Origin of the sequence: Streptococcus sanguinis (assembly GCF_050223295.1) — a bacterium.
GTDB lineage: Bacteria > Bacillota > Bacilli > Lactobacillales > Streptococcaceae > Streptococcus > Streptococcus sanguinis_X.
Window position 1 is genome coordinate 1,930,243 of record NZ_CP071424.1, and the last position, 21,318, is coordinate 1,951,560.

At 43.9% G+C, this 21,318-nt stretch carries 18 protein-coding genes; all 18 read right to left on the minus strand.

All coding sequences use genetic code 11. The features are described from left to right. Positions 1–287 precede the first annotated feature (287 nt). Positions 288–4,808 carry a S8 family serine peptidase gene (locus J1C77_RS09520; RefSeq protein WP_002923350.1) on the minus strand — a complete coding sequence of 1,507 codons (4,521 nt, stop codon included), beginning with the start codon at positions 4,806–4,808 and terminating at the stop codon, positions 288–290. A gap of 461 nt (positions 4,809–5,269) precedes the next feature. Further along, complete coding sequence (locus J1C77_RS09525; protein WP_161544042.1) at positions 5,270–5,689, minus strand: hypothetical protein; 420 nt, start codon at positions 5,687–5,689, stop codon at positions 5,270–5,272. A gap of 253 nt (positions 5,690–5,942) precedes the next feature. Beyond that, the gene (locus J1C77_RS09530; RefSeq protein ID WP_002923348.1) at positions 5,943–7,454 is read right to left on the minus strand and encodes a hypothetical protein; all 1,512 of its coding nucleotides are present in this window, start codon (positions 7,452–7,454) and stop codon (positions 5,943–5,945) included. A 117-nt stretch (positions 7,455–7,571) separates the two neighbouring features. Continuing rightward, positions 7,572–8,324, minus strand: a complete 753-nt coding sequence (locus J1C77_RS09535) for a DUF6261 family protein (protein ID WP_042763161.1) — start codon at positions 8,322–8,324, stop codon at positions 7,572–7,574. Positions 8,325–8,976: 652 nt separating this feature from the next. Next, entirely contained in the window at positions 8,977–9,429 is a 453-nt protein-coding gene (locus J1C77_RS09540; RefSeq protein WP_002923345.1) for a hypothetical protein, read from the minus strand. Next, positions 9,430–10,275 carry an aldo/keto reductase gene (locus J1C77_RS09545; RefSeq protein ID WP_002923344.1) on the minus strand — a complete coding sequence of 282 codons (846 nt, stop codon included), beginning with the start codon at positions 10,273–10,275 and terminating at the stop codon, positions 9,430–9,432. A gap of 76 nt (positions 10,276–10,351) precedes the next feature. Beyond that, positions 10,352–10,546, minus strand: a complete 195-nt coding sequence (locus J1C77_RS09550) for a hypothetical protein (protein ID WP_002923343.1) — start codon at positions 10,544–10,546, stop codon at positions 10,352–10,354. 158 nt (positions 10,547–10,704) lie between these two features. Further along, complete coding sequence (gene nagA / locus J1C77_RS09555; RefSeq protein WP_042763254.1) at positions 10,705–11,856, minus strand: N-acetylglucosamine-6-phosphate deacetylase; 1,152 nt, start codon at positions 11,854–11,856, stop codon at positions 10,705–10,707. Between the two features lie 240 nt (positions 11,857–12,096). Continuing rightward, entirely contained in the window at positions 12,097–12,447 is a 351-nt protein-coding gene (gene rbfA, locus J1C77_RS09560) for a 30S ribosome-binding factor RbfA (protein ID WP_002893555.1), read from the minus strand. Positions 12,448–12,625: 178 nt separating this feature from the next. Continuing rightward, positions 12,626–15,424, minus strand: coding sequence for a translation initiation factor IF-2 (gene infB, locus J1C77_RS09565; protein WP_002923341.1), 2,799 nt, complete (start codon positions 15,422–15,424; stop codon positions 12,626–12,628). 19 nt (positions 15,425–15,443) lie between these two features. Then, the gene (locus J1C77_RS09570; protein WP_002923340.1) at positions 15,444–15,740 is read right to left on the minus strand and encodes a YlxQ-related RNA-binding protein; all 297 of its coding nucleotides are present in this window, start codon (positions 15,738–15,740) and stop codon (positions 15,444–15,446) included. Further along, positions 15,733–16,029, minus strand: coding sequence for an RNase P modulator RnpM (gene rnpM, locus J1C77_RS09575; RefSeq protein WP_002923338.1), 297 nt, complete (start codon positions 16,027–16,029; stop codon positions 15,733–15,735). Before rnpM ends, J1C77_RS09570 begins: the two co-directional genes overlap by 8 nt. A 10-nt stretch (positions 16,030–16,039) precedes the next feature. Further along, positions 16,040–17,296, minus strand: coding sequence for a transcription termination factor NusA (gene nusA / locus J1C77_RS09580; RefSeq protein ID WP_162091600.1), 1,257 nt, complete (start codon positions 17,294–17,296; stop codon positions 16,040–16,042). 59 nt (positions 17,297–17,355) lie between these two features. Further along, on the minus strand, positions 17,356–17,844 hold the full coding sequence (gene rimP / locus J1C77_RS09585) for a ribosome maturation factor RimP (RefSeq protein WP_032912391.1): 489 nt from the start codon (positions 17,842–17,844) through the stop codon (positions 17,356–17,358). 199 nt (positions 17,845–18,043) lie between these two features. Then, on the minus strand, positions 18,044–18,682 hold the full coding sequence (gene trmB, locus J1C77_RS09590) for a tRNA (guanosine(46)-N7)-methyltransferase TrmB (protein ID WP_002896910.1): 639 nt from the start codon (positions 18,680–18,682) through the stop codon (positions 18,044–18,046). Next, on the minus strand, positions 18,679–19,473 hold the full coding sequence (gene ccrZ, locus J1C77_RS09595; protein ID WP_002893562.1) for a cell cycle regulator CcrZ: 795 nt from the start codon (positions 19,471–19,473) through the stop codon (positions 18,679–18,681). Before ccrZ ends, trmB begins: the two co-directional genes overlap by 4 nt. Positions 19,474–19,523: 50 nt before the next feature. After that, complete coding sequence (locus J1C77_RS09600) at positions 19,524–20,570, minus strand: ABC transporter permease (protein WP_002923336.1); 1,047 nt, start codon at positions 20,568–20,570, stop codon at positions 19,524–19,526. After that, the gene (locus tag J1C77_RS09605; RefSeq protein ID WP_042763160.1) at positions 20,567–21,298 is read right to left on the minus strand and encodes an ABC transporter ATP-binding protein; all 732 of its coding nucleotides are present in this window, start codon (positions 21,296–21,298) and stop codon (positions 20,567–20,569) included. Before J1C77_RS09605 ends, J1C77_RS09600 begins: the two co-directional genes overlap by 4 nt. Between the last annotated feature and the right edge of the window lie 20 nt (positions 21,299–21,318).

Sequence of the window (21,318 nt, forward strand, 5' to 3'; positions counted from 1 at the left end):
AGACTCAGTACGCAAAAGAACCACATCCGACACTCCTAGGCTATTCACCTAGGGGCGTCAAGACGCGGTTCCACCCTAATTTATTACTTCATTGCTTTTGAAATTATAACCGAAAGCGCCATCAGCACTGCTTCCTTATCCGGCTCACACTATCCCGAACTCGCTAAAAAGTAGACAATGATATTTCTTTCTAAAAAAGATTATAGCAGAAAATAGGACCAATGTAAAATACTTATCGAAAAATCCCTCAAGTTTCAACTTAAGGGATTTTAACTAATCTAAACCAATTAGACTTGTTTAGGTTTTTTCGGTCTCACAACTCTTGGCTTTCTGCCATCAAGTTTTCTCTTGGCTGCTCTAAGATTGGCGATGGCTTCTTTGACATCTTCCTGGCTGGCACCTGGATTGGTCAAAACTTCCTTAGCCTGTGCATAAGCCTCTAGATAAGCCGCCTTAACCGCGTCAGTAGCATAGATAAACTTATTGCTGATGGCTTGGTAATGCACTTCATCATCGACTAGCTTCTTGAGATTGGTAAAGTTAGTCGCCTTACCGTCCAGCTTCTTCTCTGCTGTAGTCAGCTGAGCCAGGGCAGTATCAATTTGCTCCTGGGTCACCTTGTCCTGCACCAAGAGCAGAGCTACTGCTTGGAAGGCCTTGTCATAAGCGCGGCGAGTTCTATCCTTAGCATTGGCATAAGCACCTGTCTTAGTGGTAGCTGCATAAGCTTCCACAGCTGCTTTAACCGCAGCAATATCTGAGTCCTTGCCATCTAAATCAGCTGATGCTGTTTCTAGTTTTGCTCTTACATCATCAACTTGCGCTTGGGTCAGTTTGCTTGTCAAAGCTTCCTTGGCTGCCTGATATGCTTGGTCGTAAGCTGTGCGCTTCGCTGCAGAAGCATTGTAATACTGAGCAGTGCCGACCAGACTAGACTGCTGATTGACAGCCGCCAGCAAGCCTGACTTGACGATAACTCCCAGTTTCAGCAGGTTGTTTTTGCCCTCTTTGACCTCAACAGTTGGCTCACTTTCCCAGAGCTCGTAGCCGGTCGGCAGGTTGACAAAGACAGAGTAGAATCCAGCTGCTACGGATCTTCCGAAGGCATGCTTGCCAAACAGTTCTGCTGGAAGCGTATAAGCATCGCCATTATTATTCTTGAGAACCACTTGGGTATTCTTCGGAACAGCTTGATCAAAGGCAACGCTGACCGGTGCAAAGACCAGCTTCTTGACCAGAAACTCAATCGTCTTAAAGCTATCTTGGGCTGTCAGCTCAAACTCCTGAGTCAGAGCGCTGTAGAAACGAAGCTCATCCTTATCATAAGTAAAGATCTCAGCTGTGTAGCGTCCAAACGGCAGAGCGTTGATTTTCTTGCCCTTATCCAACTCTACATATTTGCCCTTGCTGTCCTTGATCCGATAGACAAAGGTCGAAGATACATCTTGATGCGTATTAGCATCCACCAGAGCGACACGGATACGACCATCATTTTCAGCACTGACTAGCTCTGACAAAGCTATGGAATCACGGTTACCCGCATAATCCTCTACCACATAGAATATCTTAGACTTGTCCACTCCTTTTGGCAAGGTGTAGCTGCCATCCGCATTGGCTGAGATGTAAACCCGACGCTCGTAATCACGCTCAATGCCAAAATCATCCACTGCTTTATAGGTCTCTTTCCCTTTTTCATCTGCTTGCAGATAGAAGACCTGTTCTCTCAAAATACCGCCGTTGCCAACATCTTTTGGCTTACGAGCCGTAAAGGTTTCCGCACCATCCTTGGTACTGATATAGCCTGAGCTAATCAAAGGCTTCTGATTATCAATCTGCAGGTTAAAGCTAATCTGCTGCTCTTTAGCACCTGGTACATCTGGCGTATAGCGAACCACATAGGTATAGAAGCCATCTTCCAGCTTCTCACCCTTGCTATCACGACCATCCCAGTATGTATCTTCTAGTAGGTAGGACTTAGGATTGTCTGACTGACCACTATAATAGTTCTTGCGGCCTTCTCTAATCGTGCTGCTCTGCCAGATTGGGAAGCGATAGTCCTTATCATCTGCCGTATAGACACTAGCTGTCAGATTATTGACATTACGATAGAGAACTGTCCGATACTGGATGCTGTCCTGATTGCCATCTCCATTAGGTGAGAAGGCCAGACGAATCTTGCCATCCGCTCCCAGCTGCAGCACATGCTTACCATCCGCATTTTCTGCAGTTCCCAGTACAATTGAGCTGCGAGCAGCTGTTCGACCGGTCGAATAGAGCTTGTCATTGGATTCCGTCACAAGCGAAGAGACATTGTCATCAGACAGGATACTCTTGTCCTCTGGCACTGGGTAATAGAAGCCTGACTTGCCTTCTTGCACCAGATTATAGATTGGTCTTTCTACAGCTGGCAGATCTTGGAATTCCCCACGGAAGCCCATAAATGGCAGACTAACCACATCGCCGTCATCTGCTGGATCCACAAAGCGGACAAAGCCTTCTAAGAAATAGCCGTTCGGCATCTGCTTGATCAACTCTTCCGCAAACTTAGCAGTATTTACCTTGACCGTCACTTTCTGGCTGCTGTGAGCCTTGACGGTAACTTCTGGCCAGACCGTTTCAGTTAGTTTGCGAGGTGTCAGGGTAAAGTAGCCATCCTTGACCGCATCCGTGTTGGTATTAACAATCATCTTCAGCGTCCGGTCCTTATCCGTGATATTATGAACCGTAACATCAAAGGTGAAGCTGTCTTGAACATTGCCCAAGGAAACGCTAGGATATTGGTTATCCCCTGTCACATATAGGCCAGTAGAAATAGCAGCTGCTGTATCTACGATACCAGCTCCCTGCTGACGCGGAGAGGTGTAGACACCAGTTTCTTTGTTGACGTGCAGCTTAGCTGTTGACATGAGGAGCGCTTTGACTAAGTCTGCATTCTGGGCAGGCGTCAGTTCTGGATAGTGCTGAAGGAGATATTCCTTGACAAGAGCCGCTACACCAGCCACATGAGGCGTAGCCATACTGGTTCCCTTCATAGAGCCATAGGTATTGTCATTAAGCGAAGAGTAAATATCGCCACCTGGTGCTGTCACATCTGGCTTGAGCAAGCCATCTGTCGTCACACCCCAGCTAGAGAAGTCAGACAGACTACTAGCTCCTGGATGCGGCCGATTGACCTTAAGACCATTAAAGACTACCTTGTAATTACCAGCTGCCAAAGCCTCTCCATATTCCTTACTAATAAAGGCTGACGGAACCTTTTTAGATTCACTGTCTAGGCTCATCGTTAGGTTAGCTCCGTCGACATTATTGTAGATCAGAGCACCAACAGCACCATGGCTAATGGCATTTCTAACTTTTTCAGCAAAGGTAAAGGAACCACGCTGGATAAGAGCCAGCTTACCTGTCAGATCCTTACCAGCAAAGTCCTCTTCACGGCCAAGACCAACATGGACATACTCATATTCCTTGCCCTTTTCAAAGGTTGCATTTGTCTCACCCATGGAGTAGCTGAAATGACCGTTCAAAAGCTTATCGTTCTTTTCCAGACCACGAACTTCCATGACTTCCTCTGTCAGAACAGTGTTATTGACAGAAGCGACTGAGATAGAGCTTTCTGCTGTTGAAGGACTGCTAACTAGACCATAGTCTGGATTTTCAACCAGCGGTTTAGAGTATTCACTTCCGAAGGTATTGTCATTACCCGCCGCAATGATCACGCTCACCCCCTTGGCCCGAGCGCGCTCAATAGCGGCCTGCAGACTAGGGCTGACATCAACCGTTGAACCTGTTGCTGAACCTAGACTCATATTGATGGTATCAGCTCCCAAAGCCACCGCATCATCAATGGCTTTGATATAGATAGCGTCGCTTGTTGTGCGTTGACGGTCTGAGAATACCCGCATAAACATAACTTGTGCTTCTGGCGCAACACCATAGACATACTCATCATTAGGAGCTTTCTTGTTGGGATTTCCCGCTGTAATCCCTGTGACGTGCATACCATGTGAGTAACTGTTCTTTTCCTTGACATTGTCATCACCGTCGATATAGTTATAGGCATAGACAACCTTGTTGTTGTACCATTTCCCGTAGTCAATACCAGCCTTTTTCTTAGCCTCTTCCAAAGCTGCCTCTGTCTGATACTTGGCCTTTGACGGATCAGAAATCTTCAGAACCTCGTGATGGACATCCAGACCTGAGTCGATAATGGCTACCACACGGCCTTGACCTTTGTAGCCTTGAGACCAGGTTTGAGGAACCTTAATAATCTCATTGGTACTGATGCTGCTTGGCTTAGCATCGCGAGAAGTTGGTGACTCTGCTACTGCATCAGGATTAGCAGCAGGCTTTTCTGAGTTTGCGGCTGACGGAGACTCTGCAGTCGGACTAGCCGGATCTGTCGGCTTGGTCTGTGTGGCAGATGGCTGAGTTACCTTCTCAGCACTTGAAGAAGCCTCTTCTGATGAAGAAGTCGCTCCTTTTTCTACAGGAGCTGCAGCTGCTTCCTTAGCCTCTGTCGTAGAAGGCTGGCTAGCCTGCTCTGTACTTGAAGCAGCCGATTCAAAAGAAGCTGGTGCTGCTTTCTCCACAGGGGCTTGAGCTGCTGGCTGACTCTCAAGTCTAGCTGATTGAGAAGCAGGCTCAGTCGCTGATACTACAGCGGCAGTCGGCTGACCTTGCCCTGATGAACTAGCTGTCGCCTGCTCATCTGCCCGAGCCTGTCCAGCACCAAAAACCAGAGCAGTCCCCAGCAGAACAGAAGCCAAACCGAACTTGTATTTACGGAGTGAAAAACGTTGTCTTTGCATAGAAGTCTCCTTACTTTATTTATAAACCATATTATAATAAAAATTTTCTGACAATTCATACACTCCTAACAAATGTAACAAAAACGTAACAATGACGAACGTTTTATCCAAGAATAGCTATATGATAAAGTTTCAAGTCTCTATTTATTTGAAATACAGAACAAATACAGTTTAAAATCCGGAAATAAGAAAAACCAATCAGAACTAGCGCGGAATGGACCAGTTTGATTGGTTTGTTATAGAATGTTTATTAGATACTATTTCTCATTGATAAATAAGCAGACGAACTACTCCTTGGAATGATATTTACGGCATCTCAAGCTAATAAAGCATACTCTCCATCAAAAACATAATCAATAATCCCCTAGCCATATAAGGATAAGGGCCTGATTTACATTCTCCCGAAACAATTGGAAAACGTTGATAATCAAAAAATTTGAAGTGATATATTTATTCAATGCCTAACTCAGTTCAAAGACTCCAGTTTGGTCAAATATAGAAAAAATGTCATCAACCGTCATTTCTCCAGATTTATATTTTTCAAATAACTTTAAAAAATGTAAAGTATCTATAATTAATACATTATACACCTGATTTTTTGCTACGTCTATAACATTATGACTGACTGAGGGTCTATCTTTCGGAGCTACATGCTTAAAACGATTTACGATGATAATTCTCCTAATGTTCTCATCAGAAACCTTGTTCTTCTCTGAATATTTATGTACATGAGTAATCAACTGAGAAATATTAGATTTTTTTACATCTTTAGTTAACCCTTTAAATTCAAATAAATAATGTACTCCGTCTTTTTCAAATGAAAAATCTTCATCTTTGGTGTCTTCAAAATCAGACTTCACCTCCAACATTTCTACTAGCATTTTAGTTAGAACAGTCTCTAAATCAGAACCTGCTTTGAAAAGTATTACCAAATGAATTACATTCTTCTACTTCCAAACTACTAACATTATCTCCTGAATAATTTATGAGCTGTATTTTCATAATTCTCCCCTTTTATATAGTTTCCCTTAATCTCTATTATACCAATTATCTCACCATCTTTAAAGCTTCTCTACAACGAAAGGATAACTATCCAGCATTGCTAAGTCTATAAATGTTCAACTTCTCACACTCTCATCTCGTAATTTTATGAGCTATGAAATCTTCTGAAAAAATGACTGTTTTTTGCTTTAATTCTTTAATAAACTCAGAAAAGATTTGCCACCTATTTTTATACCAAAAGATTTTAATAAAATCTTTTTCTTCGCCGGCTTTATTGTAGAGCTTTAAAACTTCTTTGTCGCCCTGAATTTTATTTATATCAAAATCTATGTTTCTTGTTTGATCTTCAAAATATAAATCAAATTCACTTTTATCCATCAAAGGTGTAAAACTGATAGATTTTTGTTCACCATCTTTTTTTATAAAAATGTAACTATCATAAAATTTCCCAAATCTCTTCTGAATTATTGAAATTGAGACTATAAATAGTATAAATGCTACCATCAAGGACACATAATAGTCTATAAATATTAATAATAAGTTAATAAAAATAATAATTCCTATATCAATACAAATTGTATAAATCATACCTCGAATGGAATAAATTCTTGTTATGGTCCAAACTATTCCCCATAAAATGAATAATACGATAGCAAAGAAAGCTAAGTATACATCCTCCAACTGAGCTTCAGCATTTTTTCCAATTACAAATTCATAGTAATTTTTTTCAGATAACTCAGCCGGATGATGAACGCTAAAGCTCATTTTACTAGGCAAAACTAACGAAGATTTGCTAGGTATCGTTTTAATCGTGTAATGGTATTTACTGTCATTTCTATAAAGACTCCTATCATATACTTGCTCAAAAAATAACTGACTGCCCTCTTTTAATACAATTTTCTGATTCGGTTCTATTCCCCATTTACTATCATAATAGGAGGTAAAGAACTCATTTGTAATTAACTTATCTTTTTTCTTATTTTCAATATCAAATTTCTCACCCTTATGTATAGAGAAGATGGTTCCTGCAGGTAACGTAACTGGATTTCCAGATTCATCTACTAACTGATCTGTGAGTTCCTTATTAGAAGAAAGATAAATTTTTTCATTTGCTACAAAAGGATAATCAATATCATACGATGAAGTCATCTGTCTATATATAAGCTGAATTGATAGTAATACCATTGAACAGCTTAATAAAACAAAAAGTCTTAAAATAGATGAAAATAACCTAATTTTCTTATTTTCGCTTTTATTATCAGTAATGTAAGATTCTGTCACTTCATAACAAAACTTATACCTTTCGCATTTCTTTATATTGTATTTTCCATCAATAACCGTAACTTCTCCCATTTTGTTTATCATTTTTGAAAAATAGAAACTTGTAATCAAACTTGAAATTAAAAATACTGATAAAAATATCCAAAGCCGGAATTCATCCGCAGGGGAAAATCTGATAATTTTAATTGACACAAAGACGATAGAAAGGAAAGCGAACAAAAATCCGCTCCAGAACAATGATGATAAAAATTTGGAAATCTTCTCTTTATTTGAATCTCCTTCAACAAAACGATTTTCAATAAATACTATCTTAATGAGAGTAATTAATGACACAACTATACCAGGCAACGATAACCAATTCATCTTCCTTCTCCTAATTCTGAATTTTTTCTATTTATTATATCACTTTCTTATAGATAGAATAATCACGTCTAAAATAAAAAAGCTAATGAAATCTTTTATCTCATTAACTTTTATTCTTTATCCTGCCACTTCTGGTGCTTGTTCCGGTTTTGTTTTCTTATTTGGGCTAGCCAGGCGGCGCTTGCTGTCTCGGATGGTGTTGAGGTCCTTGAGGAGTTTGGCAAAGTGGGCTTTCTCTGGATAGGCTTCTGCAGAGGCTGCGGTATAGCGCATAAAGAGGTCATAAGTGCGAGAGATTTCCGTGCGCAGCTGCTTGGTCTTACCGACTTCCTTGCTGGACTTGGCTGCACGCGCTAGGGCTTCGGCCTTATCATAGTCTTCCTGAGCAGTCGTCACTGCGCTAATCACTGGTGAGAGTCCCAGCGTAGTTACTGCCGAATTGTAGGGCTCTTCCTTTAGGGTTTTGAGGAGACTCTTAATCTCAGCAGTTGCGACATCGTTATTATGCTTGGTGATATCCTTGTACTTAGTCAGGACTGGAGCCAGCGTCTCATGGGCTTCCTTAAACTTTGCCTCCTTTATCTTGGCAAATCCCCTATGCAGGGTAAAGAGTCCGACCAGAGCGCTATCCCGCTCCTTGTCTACCTCTGCCAAACTTGTAGTCTGCTTCTTTTCCACACTGGCTAGCTGTTCTTGAAACTCTTCTAGCTTGCTCGCAAAGAACTCCAAGTGCTTGCTATACATATCTTCGTTCTTATTAGCCTTGACAAAGTCCGTGATGATTTGACAAGAATCCGTCATCAAACTTTCAAACTCACGGTGAGTAAAGTTGCTATAGGTCAGGGGGCGAATGGTGTAGTTAGTAGTCATAATAAAACCTCTCCAATAATTTGATGAACTAAGTATAGCACGTGGCAATAAATCTTTTGCATGGCTGCCCTGAAATGTCATTTTTTATCCCTGAAATAGCACCTTTTCAAAATCAAAGACATAAAATATCCCCACCTGATAATTTCTTTAACTTCGGATGGGGATTATTTCTCTTTAAAAATGAATTATTAAGGCATTTCACGCTTAGAATACTTTAAAAGTTTAACAAATGCTGGTATTCAAACTTCAGAAAACTTGTAAATTATAGCAAATCACATCATCTGACAGATAGAAAGCACGGATTTTTTCGCAAACTGGACTATTCGAAACCTTGTTTATCTAAATATTTTAGTAAACACTCGTATTCAGCCTTTAGATTGATTGGATATTTAGCCACAGATGACTCTTCGAGTTTTTAATGATTACCTTTCTCTCCTATCTCCCCACTCTCAAGGGACCAAAGACCTCCTCAATCAGTTGGGTGTAATTTCCAATTCTTGGGTCTTCTTCATCTAACTCTTCTATCTTAGTGTTTCGTTGGATATCAGTCGCATTTTACACCTCTTATTATTGCACTGAAACAGCTTGTTTTATAGTTTCTTCTGGTGGTAGAGATAAAAATCCCCAGCTCTTTTCAAACTGGGGGATAGCTTTATATTTTTAATTCATACACTTCCTGCCAGCCGGCTGGTCCTAATATCCGCTGGGGCTTTTTGCTAAAGCCGGTCTCTCGGTAGAGGTAGGAAGCGACTTGATTTCTCTCATTGACGCCTAAGATAATGCTTTTATACATGGGCAAATACTCTTTTATGAAATCAGGCAAGAGCTTCAGCGTCTGACTACCGTATCCTCGCATCCGAAAGCCTTCATCCGTTGAAAAGCTACGAAGGAGCAGGCTCTCTGGCTGACCTCCATAAGTAAACTTCTTTTCTCCAGCATCCAAGATCAGAAAGGTTACGATTTGATGTTCTACAAGGCCCAAGATAGCATAGCGATTTTCTAAGTCAGCGACAACCTGACTGGGATGGCTGGTAAATCTCAAGTCGGTTAAATGGTAAGACTGCAAGGCTTGCCTATCTGAACTTCGATAGAATCGGATTTTCACCTAAAAATCCATCCCATCCGGATTTGGTGCGCCACCGGCCAAACCGCTGACATTTTTGAGCACTTCCAAGTCGGCAGCATCTAGCTCGATGCCAAAGCAGTCCAGATTGCTGGCAATCCGGCTCGGAGTGACCGACTTAGGCAGGGGCAGGAAGCCTTCCTGCAAGCTCCAAGCTAGCGCGACTTGAGCAATGGTCTTGCCATACTTGTCTGCCACAGCCTGCACAGCTGGATTTTGGAAGAGCTCTCCTTGGCCAAATGGTCCCCAAGCTTCCAGTAAAATCTCATGCTCACGGCAGAAGTTCACCGCCTCTGTCTGATAGACACCTGGAGCCAGTCGGATTTGATTGACAGCAGGAGTCATGCGCGCTGTTTCAAACAAGGCTTCTAAGTGATGAGGCAGGAAATTGCTGACGCCAATCGCTCGAATCTTTCCGAGATTATAAAGTTCTTCCATAGCCCGCCAGACTTCAGCATTGCGCTTTTTCCAAGCATCGTTTTCCCTCAGGGGTTTGGGATTCGGCCAGTGGATGAGGTAGAGGTCCAGATAGTCCAGTCCCAACCGCTCCATTGAGGCAGCAAAGGCCTCTTGAGCCTCCTCATAAGTATGAATGTCATTCCAGAGCTTGGTCGTGATGAAGAGCTCCTCCCGCGGGATGCCGCTGTCCTTGATTGCCCGTCCGACACTCTCTTCATTCTTATAGATGGCTGCCGTATCAATGTGCCGATAGCCTGCCTTGAGAGCGGCTAATGTTGCTTGATAGGCTTCTTCGCCATCCTGAGCCTTCCAAGTACCGAAGCCCAGCACCGGAATGCCTACACCATTGTTCAAAAGATATTCTCTCATCTCATGTCTCCTTTACAAGTTCCATCTACTGCCTTCAGTAAGGCAGCTGCTACAGTGTTCACAAGAGCAGAACTGCTCACTTCTTTTCCCTTTTCTTCAGTATTGGCTTAGGTTTAAAGATATTTTCCTTGGTTGGCTCCATGCCTTTACTGAAAAAGCTATAGATAATGAAAGCAACTCCTGCAACAAGGATCAAGATTCGTCCAAACATCAGTCCCGCCAGCAGCAAAACAAGTCCCATTATCAAAAATTTCGCATCAATTCGTTTCATAGCCCACTCCTGATTACATTATAGTCTCATTATAACACGCCTAAGAAAGCAATTCAAATCTAGGCGAAGGCTATCAAGTTGTCTGCCAATCAAAAAGAACAGGTTGCCCTGCTCTTTCTGAAAAATATAAGGAGACTAATTTAAAATAACTGCGGTTCTCATACATGGAAACGTTCTTGACCATCAAGATAAGTAGCTACCAGCTCTAAATCTTTATCTAAAACGATAAAGTCAGCATCGTAGCCTTCCTTGATCTGTCCGCAGACATCATCAATATGGACTGATTTTGCTGGAATCAGGCTAGCCATCATGACCGCCTGATGAGGATTGGCAATGCCCCATTTGACCACATTTTTCAATCCGTCCTTGAGTTTGAGAATAGATCCAGCTAGATTGCCCGTTGACTTGAGCCGAGCTGTTCCTTTGGCCACAACCACTGGAAATTCTCCCAACATGTAGTCACCATCTTCAAGGCCTCCTGCGGTCATACAGTCAGTAATGAGAGCAATATTTTCATGTCCCTTCTGCTTGAGCAAGATGTCACAGGCCTTAGGGTCCACATGGTGGCCGTCACAAATCAGTTCCGCATAGGTGTGGGGCAACTCATACATGGCACCAACCATGCCTAGCTCCCGATGAGTCAAGCCCCGCATACCATTGTAAGCATGCACCCAGACACTGGCACCTGCTTCGACCGCAGCTTTGGCTTCATCATAGGTTGCGTTAGAATGCCCCAGAGCAACGGTCACGCCTTCATTAGTCAGCGTGCGGACAAATTCCTCCACGCCATCACGCTCTGGTGCGAGAGCAATCTTATTGAGCAAGCCATTTGCGGCCTTCTGCCAAGCACGAAACTCATCCATGCTAGGATCTTTCATATAGGCAGGGTTTTGGGCACCCTTATACTTCTCGGTGAAGTAAGGCCCTTCAAAATAGAGACCGCGAATCTTGGCCCCGCTGGCTTCTTGATAGCGAGCACCGATATTTTCAGTTACTGCTAAGAGCCGCTCATAGGATGAGGTCAGGGTTGTTGGTAAAAAGCTGGTCACACCGGTAGTCAAGAGACCCTCACTCATGGTATGAAGAGTTCCTTCGATGTTATTGTCCATTACATCAACACCGCCGAAGCCGTGAATGTGAGTATCCACCAGACCCGGCGCAATTGAGTAGCCGCTGTAGTCTATGACTTCTGCATCCTGCGGAACAGACTGCACCAGCTTGCCAAACTTGCCGTTAATCAGCTCTAAATAACCGCCCTGACGGATTCCCTGAGGATAGAAAAATTGATCTGCTTTGATATATGTAGGCATAAGACTGCCTCCCTTGTTCTTGACTTCTGTATTCTCTGCCATTCAAAGCGGAATTCTGTGATAGAGCTAGCATCTTTCTATAGCTGCTTTCTAACTCCCGCTTTTGAATCTCTGAGTTTTCTTGACTATATTATAACTCTTTCTTTTTTATTTGTAAATGGTATATACCTATTTTTATAAAAAATTGTTATATTAAATTTAAAAATAAGAAAACCCAGCCATAACAGCTGAGTTTCTGCTTTATTTTTTCTCTAAATCGCGCAGCATCTGGTCGATTTTATTGCCATACTCGATAGATTCGTCCTTGACAAAGGTCAAATCTGGAATCTTGTACATCTTCAGATTGTGGCCCAGCTCACGCTTAATGGTACCAGTCGCTTTTTCCAGACCGGTCTGAGCTTTTTGATTATCAGAGGCCAGATTGCTCATAATCGTGTAGTAGACCTTGGCCATGGATAGGTCGCCCAGCATTTGGACATCGGTAATGGTCACACCTTGAACACGCGGGTCACGAACTTTCTTCTGCAAGATTTCATTGACTTCGCGCTTGATTTCCATGCCTACACGGTCTGTACGAAAATTATTTGCCATGAGATTTCCTTTCTAATTTTTCTCTTCTGCAATATAAGCTAGGCTAGGCCTAGCTTATATTTTTAGTTTTAATGAATGAAATTTCTTCTAAACTCTTTGTGAAAAAAGATGCGAGACTAAAAATATAGACTTTCACCAAAAATGATTTTCACTGCGAGTTGTTAACCTACTTCGTATCTTATTTCTTAATTTCTTCCATGATGTAGGCTTCAATCGTGTCATCTACTTGGATGTCATTGTAGCCATCAATCATGAGTCCACCTTCGCGGCCGTTAGTAACTTCCTTAACATCATCCTTGAAGTGCTTGAGGCTGGCAAGCTCACCATCGTAAATCACGACGCCGTCACGGATAACACGAACCTTGGAATCACGGGTAACTTTACCGTTGATAACCATAAATCCACCGATAGTACCAACCTTGGAAACCTTGAAAGTCTCGCGGATAAGAGCTTCCCCGATGATTTTTTCTTCGTATTCTGGATCCAGCATTCCCTTCATGGCATCTTCCATTTCTTCGATAACCTTGTAGATAATGCTGTGGAGACGGATTTCGACATCATCAGCTTCTGCTTGTTGGCGAGCTTGAGATGTAGGACGAACGTTAAATCCGATGATGAAGGCATTTGAGGCTTCTGCCAGTGTCACGTCAGATTCATTGATAGCACCAACCGCTGAGTGGACGATGGTAATCTTAACGCCTTCCACTTCAATCTTCTGCAGGGAAGCAGACAGAGCTTCTACAGAACCCTGCACATCAGCCTTGATAATAACATTGACAGACTTAACTTCACCAGCTTTGAGGGTATCAAAGAGATTTTCCAGACTAACGCGATGAGTAGCTTGACGCTGTTTGAGAAGGGCACGTTTGGCACGTTCTTCACCGGCTGCACGCGCAGCTTTTTCATCTTCATAGACCGCAAAGTGGTCACCAGCCATCGGAGTCTCATTGAGACCAGTGATAGAAACCGGTGTAGATGGTCCTGCCACCTTCACGCGACGGCCCAGGTCATTGGTCATAGCCCGAACCCGACCGAAGGTATTACCAACAACGATTGGATCCTGCACATTCAGAGTTCCCTGCTGAACCAGAAGGGTTGCGACAGCACCTTTTCCTTTATCCAGACGGGCTTCAATCACTGTACCAATCGCTCGAACGGTAGGATCCGCCTTGAGCTCTTGGATTTCAGCCACCAAGAGGACTGTTTCCAGCAAGCTGTCGATATTTTGATTGAATTTCGCTGAGATTTCGACAAATTCAGAATCTCCGCCCCAAGCTGTTGACATGACACCATGCTCAGCCAATTCACCAATCACGCGCTCAGGATTGGCACCTGGCTTATCAATCTTGTTGATAGCTACGATGATTGGGACATCAGCCGCTTTAGAGTGGTTGATAGCTTCGATCGTTTGCGGCATAACACCGTCATCAGCCGCTACGACCAGGATAGTGATATCCGTCACAGAGGCACCGCGGGCCCGCATAGAAGTAAAGGCCGCGTGACCAGGCGTATCCAAGAAAGTAATCTTCTTGCCGCTTTCCTCGATCTGGTAAGCACCGATGTGCTGAGTAATACCACCTGCTTCACCTGTTGCTACGCGAGAGTTACGCAGGGTATCCAAGAGGGTTGTTTTACCATGGTCAACGTGTCCCATGATAGTTACAACTGGCGGACGCTCTACCAAGGCATCTTGGTTGATATAACCTTCTTCTACGAAGAAGCGCTCAATGTCAGCTGTGTCAACTTCCACCTTCTTCCTAGCTTCGATACCGTAGTCCACCATGAGGAGCTCAATAGTATCGCCATCAAGAGATTGGTTTTGCGTTGCCATCACGCCCATCATAAAGAGCTTCTTGACAATTTCAGCTGGCTCGCGCTTAATCCGTTTTGCAATTTCTGCAACGGTCATTCCATCTGTATATTCAAATTCAGTTGGCAACTCATGGAACTTACGTTCTGTAACAGGTTTTGGTGCCTGGTTATTGTTGCCCTTTCCTTTTTTATTTTTCTTGTTTTTATTCCAATTACTATTTCTTTGATTTCTCACTTGATTTTGACTGCTTCGATTCTTTTGTTGTTTTCTTGGACCTTCTTCTTCGCGATCAAAATCATCGCGCTTCTTATCTGGTCGAGCTTGCTTCTTACGACGCGTATCCACAGCGGCTGGCGCTGGGCTTGGATTCGCTACTGGAGCAGATGGAGCTGGTGCAGGCTGAACCGGTGCTGGTGCACTTTCTTCTGCCTTAGGCTGCTCCTTGCGGCGGTTTTGCCGTTCCATAACTTCTTTAGCTTCTTGTGCTTGCTTAAAGCGTTCCTCGCTGGAGCGAGCGTATTCAGCATTCTGCTCTGCTTTCAAAGCTGCTGCCCGAGCCTTAAAGTCAATCTTCGGTCCTTGAGGCTGTTGGCGGTTTTGACCATTAAATCCTTGATGATTCTGACCATTTCGGCGGCCGTCTTGACCACGATTATCGCGACGGTCATTTGGACGATTGCCCCTATCTCGGTCGTTGCGGTTTCCACGATTCTTATTTCGATTATCGCGGTCCTCACGCTTGCCTTGCTCTTTATTTTGTGGTTTGCGGTTGCCTTGCTGCTTACGACGTTCTGCCTCTTCTTTGGCTCTCGCTTCACGCTCTGCCTTAAAGTTCCGGCTTTGCGGGCGCTTGACAGGCGCCGCTGTTTCTGCTTTCGCTTCTGGCTTAGCAGTTACTTTTGCTTCTGTCTGTTCTGCCTTGGCTGGCGCCACCTCTTTGGCAGGAGTTTTTTGCGGTGATGGCTGAGCTACTGCAGGCTTTTCTGCAGTAGCTTGAGGCGCGGCTGCTTTCGTAAAGCTGGACTTGATTCGCTCACCAGCGTCAGCTTCTACGCTGGATGAATGACTTTTGACATCCAATCCCAGCTCCTTAGCACGAGCCACTACCTCCTTGCTTTCTTTTCCCAGTTCTTTGGCGATTTCATACAATCTTACTTTAGACAAATCTTGTCCTCCTCTTCTATTACATAAGAGACCTCATTTTCTTTGTAAAACCAGCATCTGTCACGGCGAGTACTTTTCTGGCCTTGCCAATGGCAGAGCTTAATTCCAGTGTTGAAAACACGGTTGATACTTCTACTTGGTAGTAACTGCTTTTATCAGTGATTTTCTTGCTGAGATTAGGAGCTGCATCCTGGGCCAAAAAGACCAGATGTGCTTTTCCCTCCTGGATAGCTTTGACGGTCAGCTCCTCACCAGAAATGATGCGGCCAGCCCGCTGAGCCAGACCCAGCAAATTTGCAAGTTTCTCTTTATTCAAGACCCAACTCTCTTCTTTTGACCTTGTGATCGACATAGGCGATTAACTCATCATAGAAAGCCTCGTCCACTTCCATATTAAAGCTGCGGTTAAAGACCCGCTTCTTCTTAGCTTGAAGGGCTTCTTGATTGTCCAGCTTGATATAGGCTCCACGGCCGTTGGCCTTACCTGTCGGATCGATAAAGACTTGACCTTCCTTGTTCTTGACAATCCGCAGCAAATCACGCTTGTCAATCACTTCGTTGGAAACCACTGATTTTCTTAAAGGGATTTTTCTTGTTTTTGCCATTCCAGCCCCCTTAATCTAGTTCTTCAGCTTCGCTTTCTAAACCAGCTATTTCTAGTACAGTTTCCTCTGCTACTGCGTCAAAGTCAGTTGCTTCTGCTGCTGAAACTTCTGTCTCTAGAACAGCTGCATCCCCAAGAATTTCTTCTGCTTCCTGAGCAAATCCGCCCAGTTCATTGGCTGCTTCCATTTCTTCAAACTCAGTGGCAGACTTGATATCAATTCTAAAGCCTGTCAAATGAGCTGCTAAGCGTACGTTCTGTCCGCGACGACCGATAGCCAGAGAAAGCTTGCTGTCCGGTACAACAACCAAAGCCCGCTTGTTATCTTCTTGGTTAAAGATAACTTGGTCAACCTCTGCAGGAGCAATAGCGTTGTAGATAAATTCAGCTGGATCTGCTACCCACTCGATGACATCGATATTTTCTTCAGTCGGTACCATACGTCCGCTCTTTGGATCGTATTTGGCAGGATGGAACTTGCTCGTAATTTTCTTGATATTGGCTCCACCACGTCCGACGATTGTTCCGATGGCATCCACATTAGGGTTGTGGCTGCGAACCGCCACCTTGGTCCGATCGCCTGCTTCCCGTGATACGCTCATGATTTCTACAGTTCCGTCATAGACTTCAGGGATTTCCTGCTCCATCAAGCGCTTGATCATTTCTGGATGGCTGCGGCTGACAAAGACATTGACACCACGAGGATTATCTTCTACCTTGTAGACAAAGACTTCGATGCGGTCATGAGAGGCAAATACCTCGCCAGGAATCTGGTCTTGCTTCGATAATTGTGCTTCAATGCTACCAAGATTGACATAGATAAAGCGATTGTCAAAACGCTCCACCGTTCCTGACATGATTTCATTTTCATGCTCTTTATAGGTATTGTAGGTGATTGCTCGGGTCTGCTTGCGCATCTTTTCCATGATGGTTTGCTTAGCAGACTGAGCAGCGACTCGGCCAAATTCAGCTGGCGCTTCTTCAAACTTAATCTTATCTCCCAATTCATAGGCTGAACTGATAGCCAAGGCATCTTTGAGACTGATTTCCAAACGGCTGTCAAAGACCTCGTCCACGACTTCGCGAACAGTATAGACACGGAAATCTCCTGATTTTTCGTCAAACTCAATAGCTGCGCTGTCTGCCTGACCATAGCGACGACGATAGGCTGAGCGGAGTGACTCGGTCACCGCGTCAATGATATCTTCTTTCTTGATTCCTTTGTCTTCTTCCAAAATACGGAAGGCCTCTAGCATTTCTTTACTCATTTTCATGTAACTTTTGCCGAAACAAAAGTGTTCCTTTCTTTTCTATATTGCTTCTGCGGCTAAAACTTAACGGCTAATCTGGCTTTGGAAACCAGACTGTAGGGAATTTCGACTTCTTTTCTGCGAGTCTTGTCCAGATATTCCATGTGCAGAACATCCTCTTCAAAGCTCAGCAAGGTGCCTTCAAAGACTTTCTGCTTGTCAACAGCCTTATAGAGACTGACATGGATATAACTGCCGACTGCATCGGATAGCTGTTCCTTGGTCTTGAGCGGACGCTCCAAGCCAGGACTGGTCACTTCCAGAAAATACTGTTCTGGGAAGGGATCTGGCTTGATTTGATCCAAGAGCGGACTGATAATATCCGTCAAATCCGCTGTATCATTGACCGTAATGCCCTCAGGCTTATCTACAAATACACTGAGAACGTAGTCTCCGCCCATCTTTCCGTACTCAATATCGACTAATTCATAGGGGGCCAAAATGGCTGGTTCAATAACCTCCCTCACCAATTCAACAATCGTTGCGATATGACGACACCTCCTCACAGATAAGAGGCGAAGATACTTCCTCGCCTCTCTTTCCTTATTCATTACTAGTATTATAGCACGACAAGTCCCAGAATGCAAGGGAAATATGCTGTACAAGCTTTTAAAGACGGAATTCCACTTAAAACGATCTTATTTTTAAGCAAAATTCTTTCCTACTAATAAAGTCTTCAAGGAGCATTTCCTCGAAGACTCTTTCTTATTCAAATGCTGCTTCCACCCGATAGATAACTTGTCCTTTGTTAGCAAATTTCTGCTCATACTCAGTCAGGACATTGTCTTCAAAGTCGCTAGCATGCAAATCTAACCACACGCCCTTTAACTTCATACCATACTGAGAAAAGCTTACTAGGCTATACTCAAAAAGACCGCGGTTGTCCGTTTTGAAGTGGATTTCTCCATTTTCCGGCAAAATCTGCTGATAGGTTGCCAGAAAGGACTGATAGGTCAGACGGCGCTTTTCATGACGTTTCTTGGGCCAAGGATCTGAGAAGTTCAGATAGAGGCGGTCAATCTCGCCATCTTCAAAATAATCAGTCAGATCCGAACCGTCCACCCATAATAACTTGATATTGGGCACATCTGTTGCCAGCACCTTGTCTAAGGCATAGCTGAGGACCGATTTTTGAATATCAATCCCAATGTAGTTAATCTCAGGATTGGCCTTGGCCATACCGGACACAAAAGCTCCTTTGCCACTGCCAACCTCTACATGAATGGGGTGATCATTGCCAAAAATCTCCTGCCATCTGCCCTTGGCGTCTGCCGGATTCAAAATCACATACTGGGGATGCGCCTCCAGCAGTTCCGTCGCTCCCTTACGATTCCTTACTCTCATTGTCCTCTTCCGTATTTAGAACGGAAGTTTCGTAATGCGTAAATCTCCCGGTTCACATTTTCTAAATCATTGTTTTCGTAGTATTTGGCAATCTGCATCAGATAAGAATACTGACCAAACCAGTATAGCTTATTGAAAACAGTCTGATTATACTTATAGCCATAAGCACTCAGCCACTCTTGCCAGCCTGAATCAGGCACATAATGGCTTAAAATATGAGCTACATCCATCATCCTGTCTGTCAGGCGCACAGAATCCCAATCCACTAAGTAAATAAGCCCGCTGTCGGTCTCTACCCAGTTACTGTGGCGCACATCTCCGTGAACGATGGTCGCGTAGTCCTCACGAAAGGCAGGCACAGTCTGGCGTAGGTCGCGGATAACAGATTGAAGATATTGATTATTTCTCAAAGCAAGCGGCACTTGATTGAGCCAAGCATTCAGCAAATCAGTTGGCGTTTCCAAAGTATAGCCCAGCTTGGTCAGCTGCGTCATCAATGGGCGCGAGCGATGCAGCCGAGTCAAAATATTGATTACCTGCTTTTTGGACATATCATTTGGGGTCAGAATAGTGCCTGAAAGCCACTCCTGCCCGCTCATTACGTTGCCGTCCGGCATTCGGCGGCTCCACAAAAGCTGCGGTGCGATTTGTTCTCGAGCTAAGCCTGCTAAGATAGGGGTTGTATTCATCTTGACGAAAACGCGCCCCCCGTCCGGATAAGTCCCCATATAGGCCTTTCCGCTCTTACCAGCTATCGGTGTCAGGGTCAGCTCGTTATCAACCAAGTCCATATTTCCCCTCCGTAAAAAGTTTCTTTATCATTTTACTAGTTTTACCTCTTTTAGTCAACCAATCTCCGTAACTTAAACGGCAGATAGAACAGATAGAGTAGGGCAGTTGCTCCCAGCATAGCCAGCACTGCTGTCTTGTCTTGGAGAAATAGCAGAGCAGTCATCACTTCAGCTAAAAGGACACTGCTGCCAATAGATGTGATAATTTGTCTTGCTCCCTTCAGCTTTTCCCCTCTTTCTATCGGAAAAAGCTGGGTCAGAAACTGATAATCAAAAGCTTCGTACAAGGCTGTCAATTGGAAGAGCAAGAGGTAATTGAACAAGACCGCAAAAGCTGCAGCAATCCAAGCTTGACTGACAAAAATCAAGGCCAAAAGAGCCAAAAAGAGCAGTCTCAAGGTCAGAGCAAAGAAGTCTCCATTTCGCAAGTAAGAGCGCAAAAAGAGATTCTGCCAGGTCTTACTATGCTGCTTGCCAATAAGCCTCGTCAAACCATCCAGATAGGCCCGGCGCTTGACACTGTTTGAAATGCCTTTAACATTTGTAAATAGAGCAAAGAAGCGCAGAATCGTCTGCTTTCGGGCTGCTTCATAAGCTACCAGAGCCTGCCAATCTAAGCCATTTTGAGTAAAGAACTTCTTGGCCTTAGCCTGAAACAAAAACCATTTCAAAACTAGCATAAAGATGCAGTAGAGCCCGAAGCCCCAAATAGGCAATCCCAGAGCCAGAAAAAGCGGAGCTAACAGTAGCAATAGCCCAGTCTGTAAGACTGCGTACAAGAGATAGGAACGCAGAATCTGAGCCTTGATAAAAGTCCTGACTTCTGCTTCTCTGACCAAAAGAAAGAGAGCATCTGGCTTTTCCAGATAGATCGCAATCCGTCCAAAAGGCAGGATAAAGAGTGATAGAATAACTAGACTAGCAATAATGGGTAGGTGATTGGTCGGAAAATGCCGCAAAAGCTGACTGTACTGAACACCTAAAAATCCCATAAAAATCAACAGAAAGAGCACGAAATGATCATTAAAAACATAGCGCAGGTATTTCAGACACTGCTGACGAAATTCCTGCTTTCGTTTGGCAAATAATTCTTTCATAGCGCTGCCTCTTCTGTCAGGGCTAGATAGATGTCATTCAGACTAGCATCCGGCATTTGAAATTTAGTCCGCAACTCAGTCAAGCTGCCCTTGGCCCGTACTTGACCCTTGTGCAAGATTACAAAACTATCGCACATCTTCTCAGCAGAGTCCAGAACATGGGTGCTCATCAGAATCGACTTGCCCTTCTTCTTTTCCTCATCCAAGAGCTGGATAAGGTCTGCAATAGCTACCGGATCCAGACCCAGAAAAGGCTCATCCACAATAAAAAGGCTGGGATCAACTACAAAAGCACAGATAATCATCACTTTTTGCTTCATTCCTTTTGAAAAGTGAACAGGGAACCAATCCAGTTTTTCCTTGAGTCGGAACATTTCCAGCAACTTATCCACACGCTCAAAAGCTGTCTCCTGCTCAATGTCGTAAGCCATAGCTACCGTCTCAATGTGCTCACGCAGGGTTAATTCTTCATAGAGACTAGGCGTTTCCGGAATAAAACCGATTTTCTTGCGGTAATCACTGGGATTAGTCCACAGCTCCAGTCCATCAATTTGAATCTGCCCCTTATAAGGCGTCAAAAGACCGATAATCTCATTGATAGTCGTGGACTTGCCCGCACCGTTGAGACCAATCAGACCAACCAGCTGGCCATTGCCCACTTCAAAGCTGACATCCTTTAAAACCGGGATATTAACATAGCCGCCCGTAAGCTCTTTGATTTCTAACATATTTTCTCCGAATTCTGGTA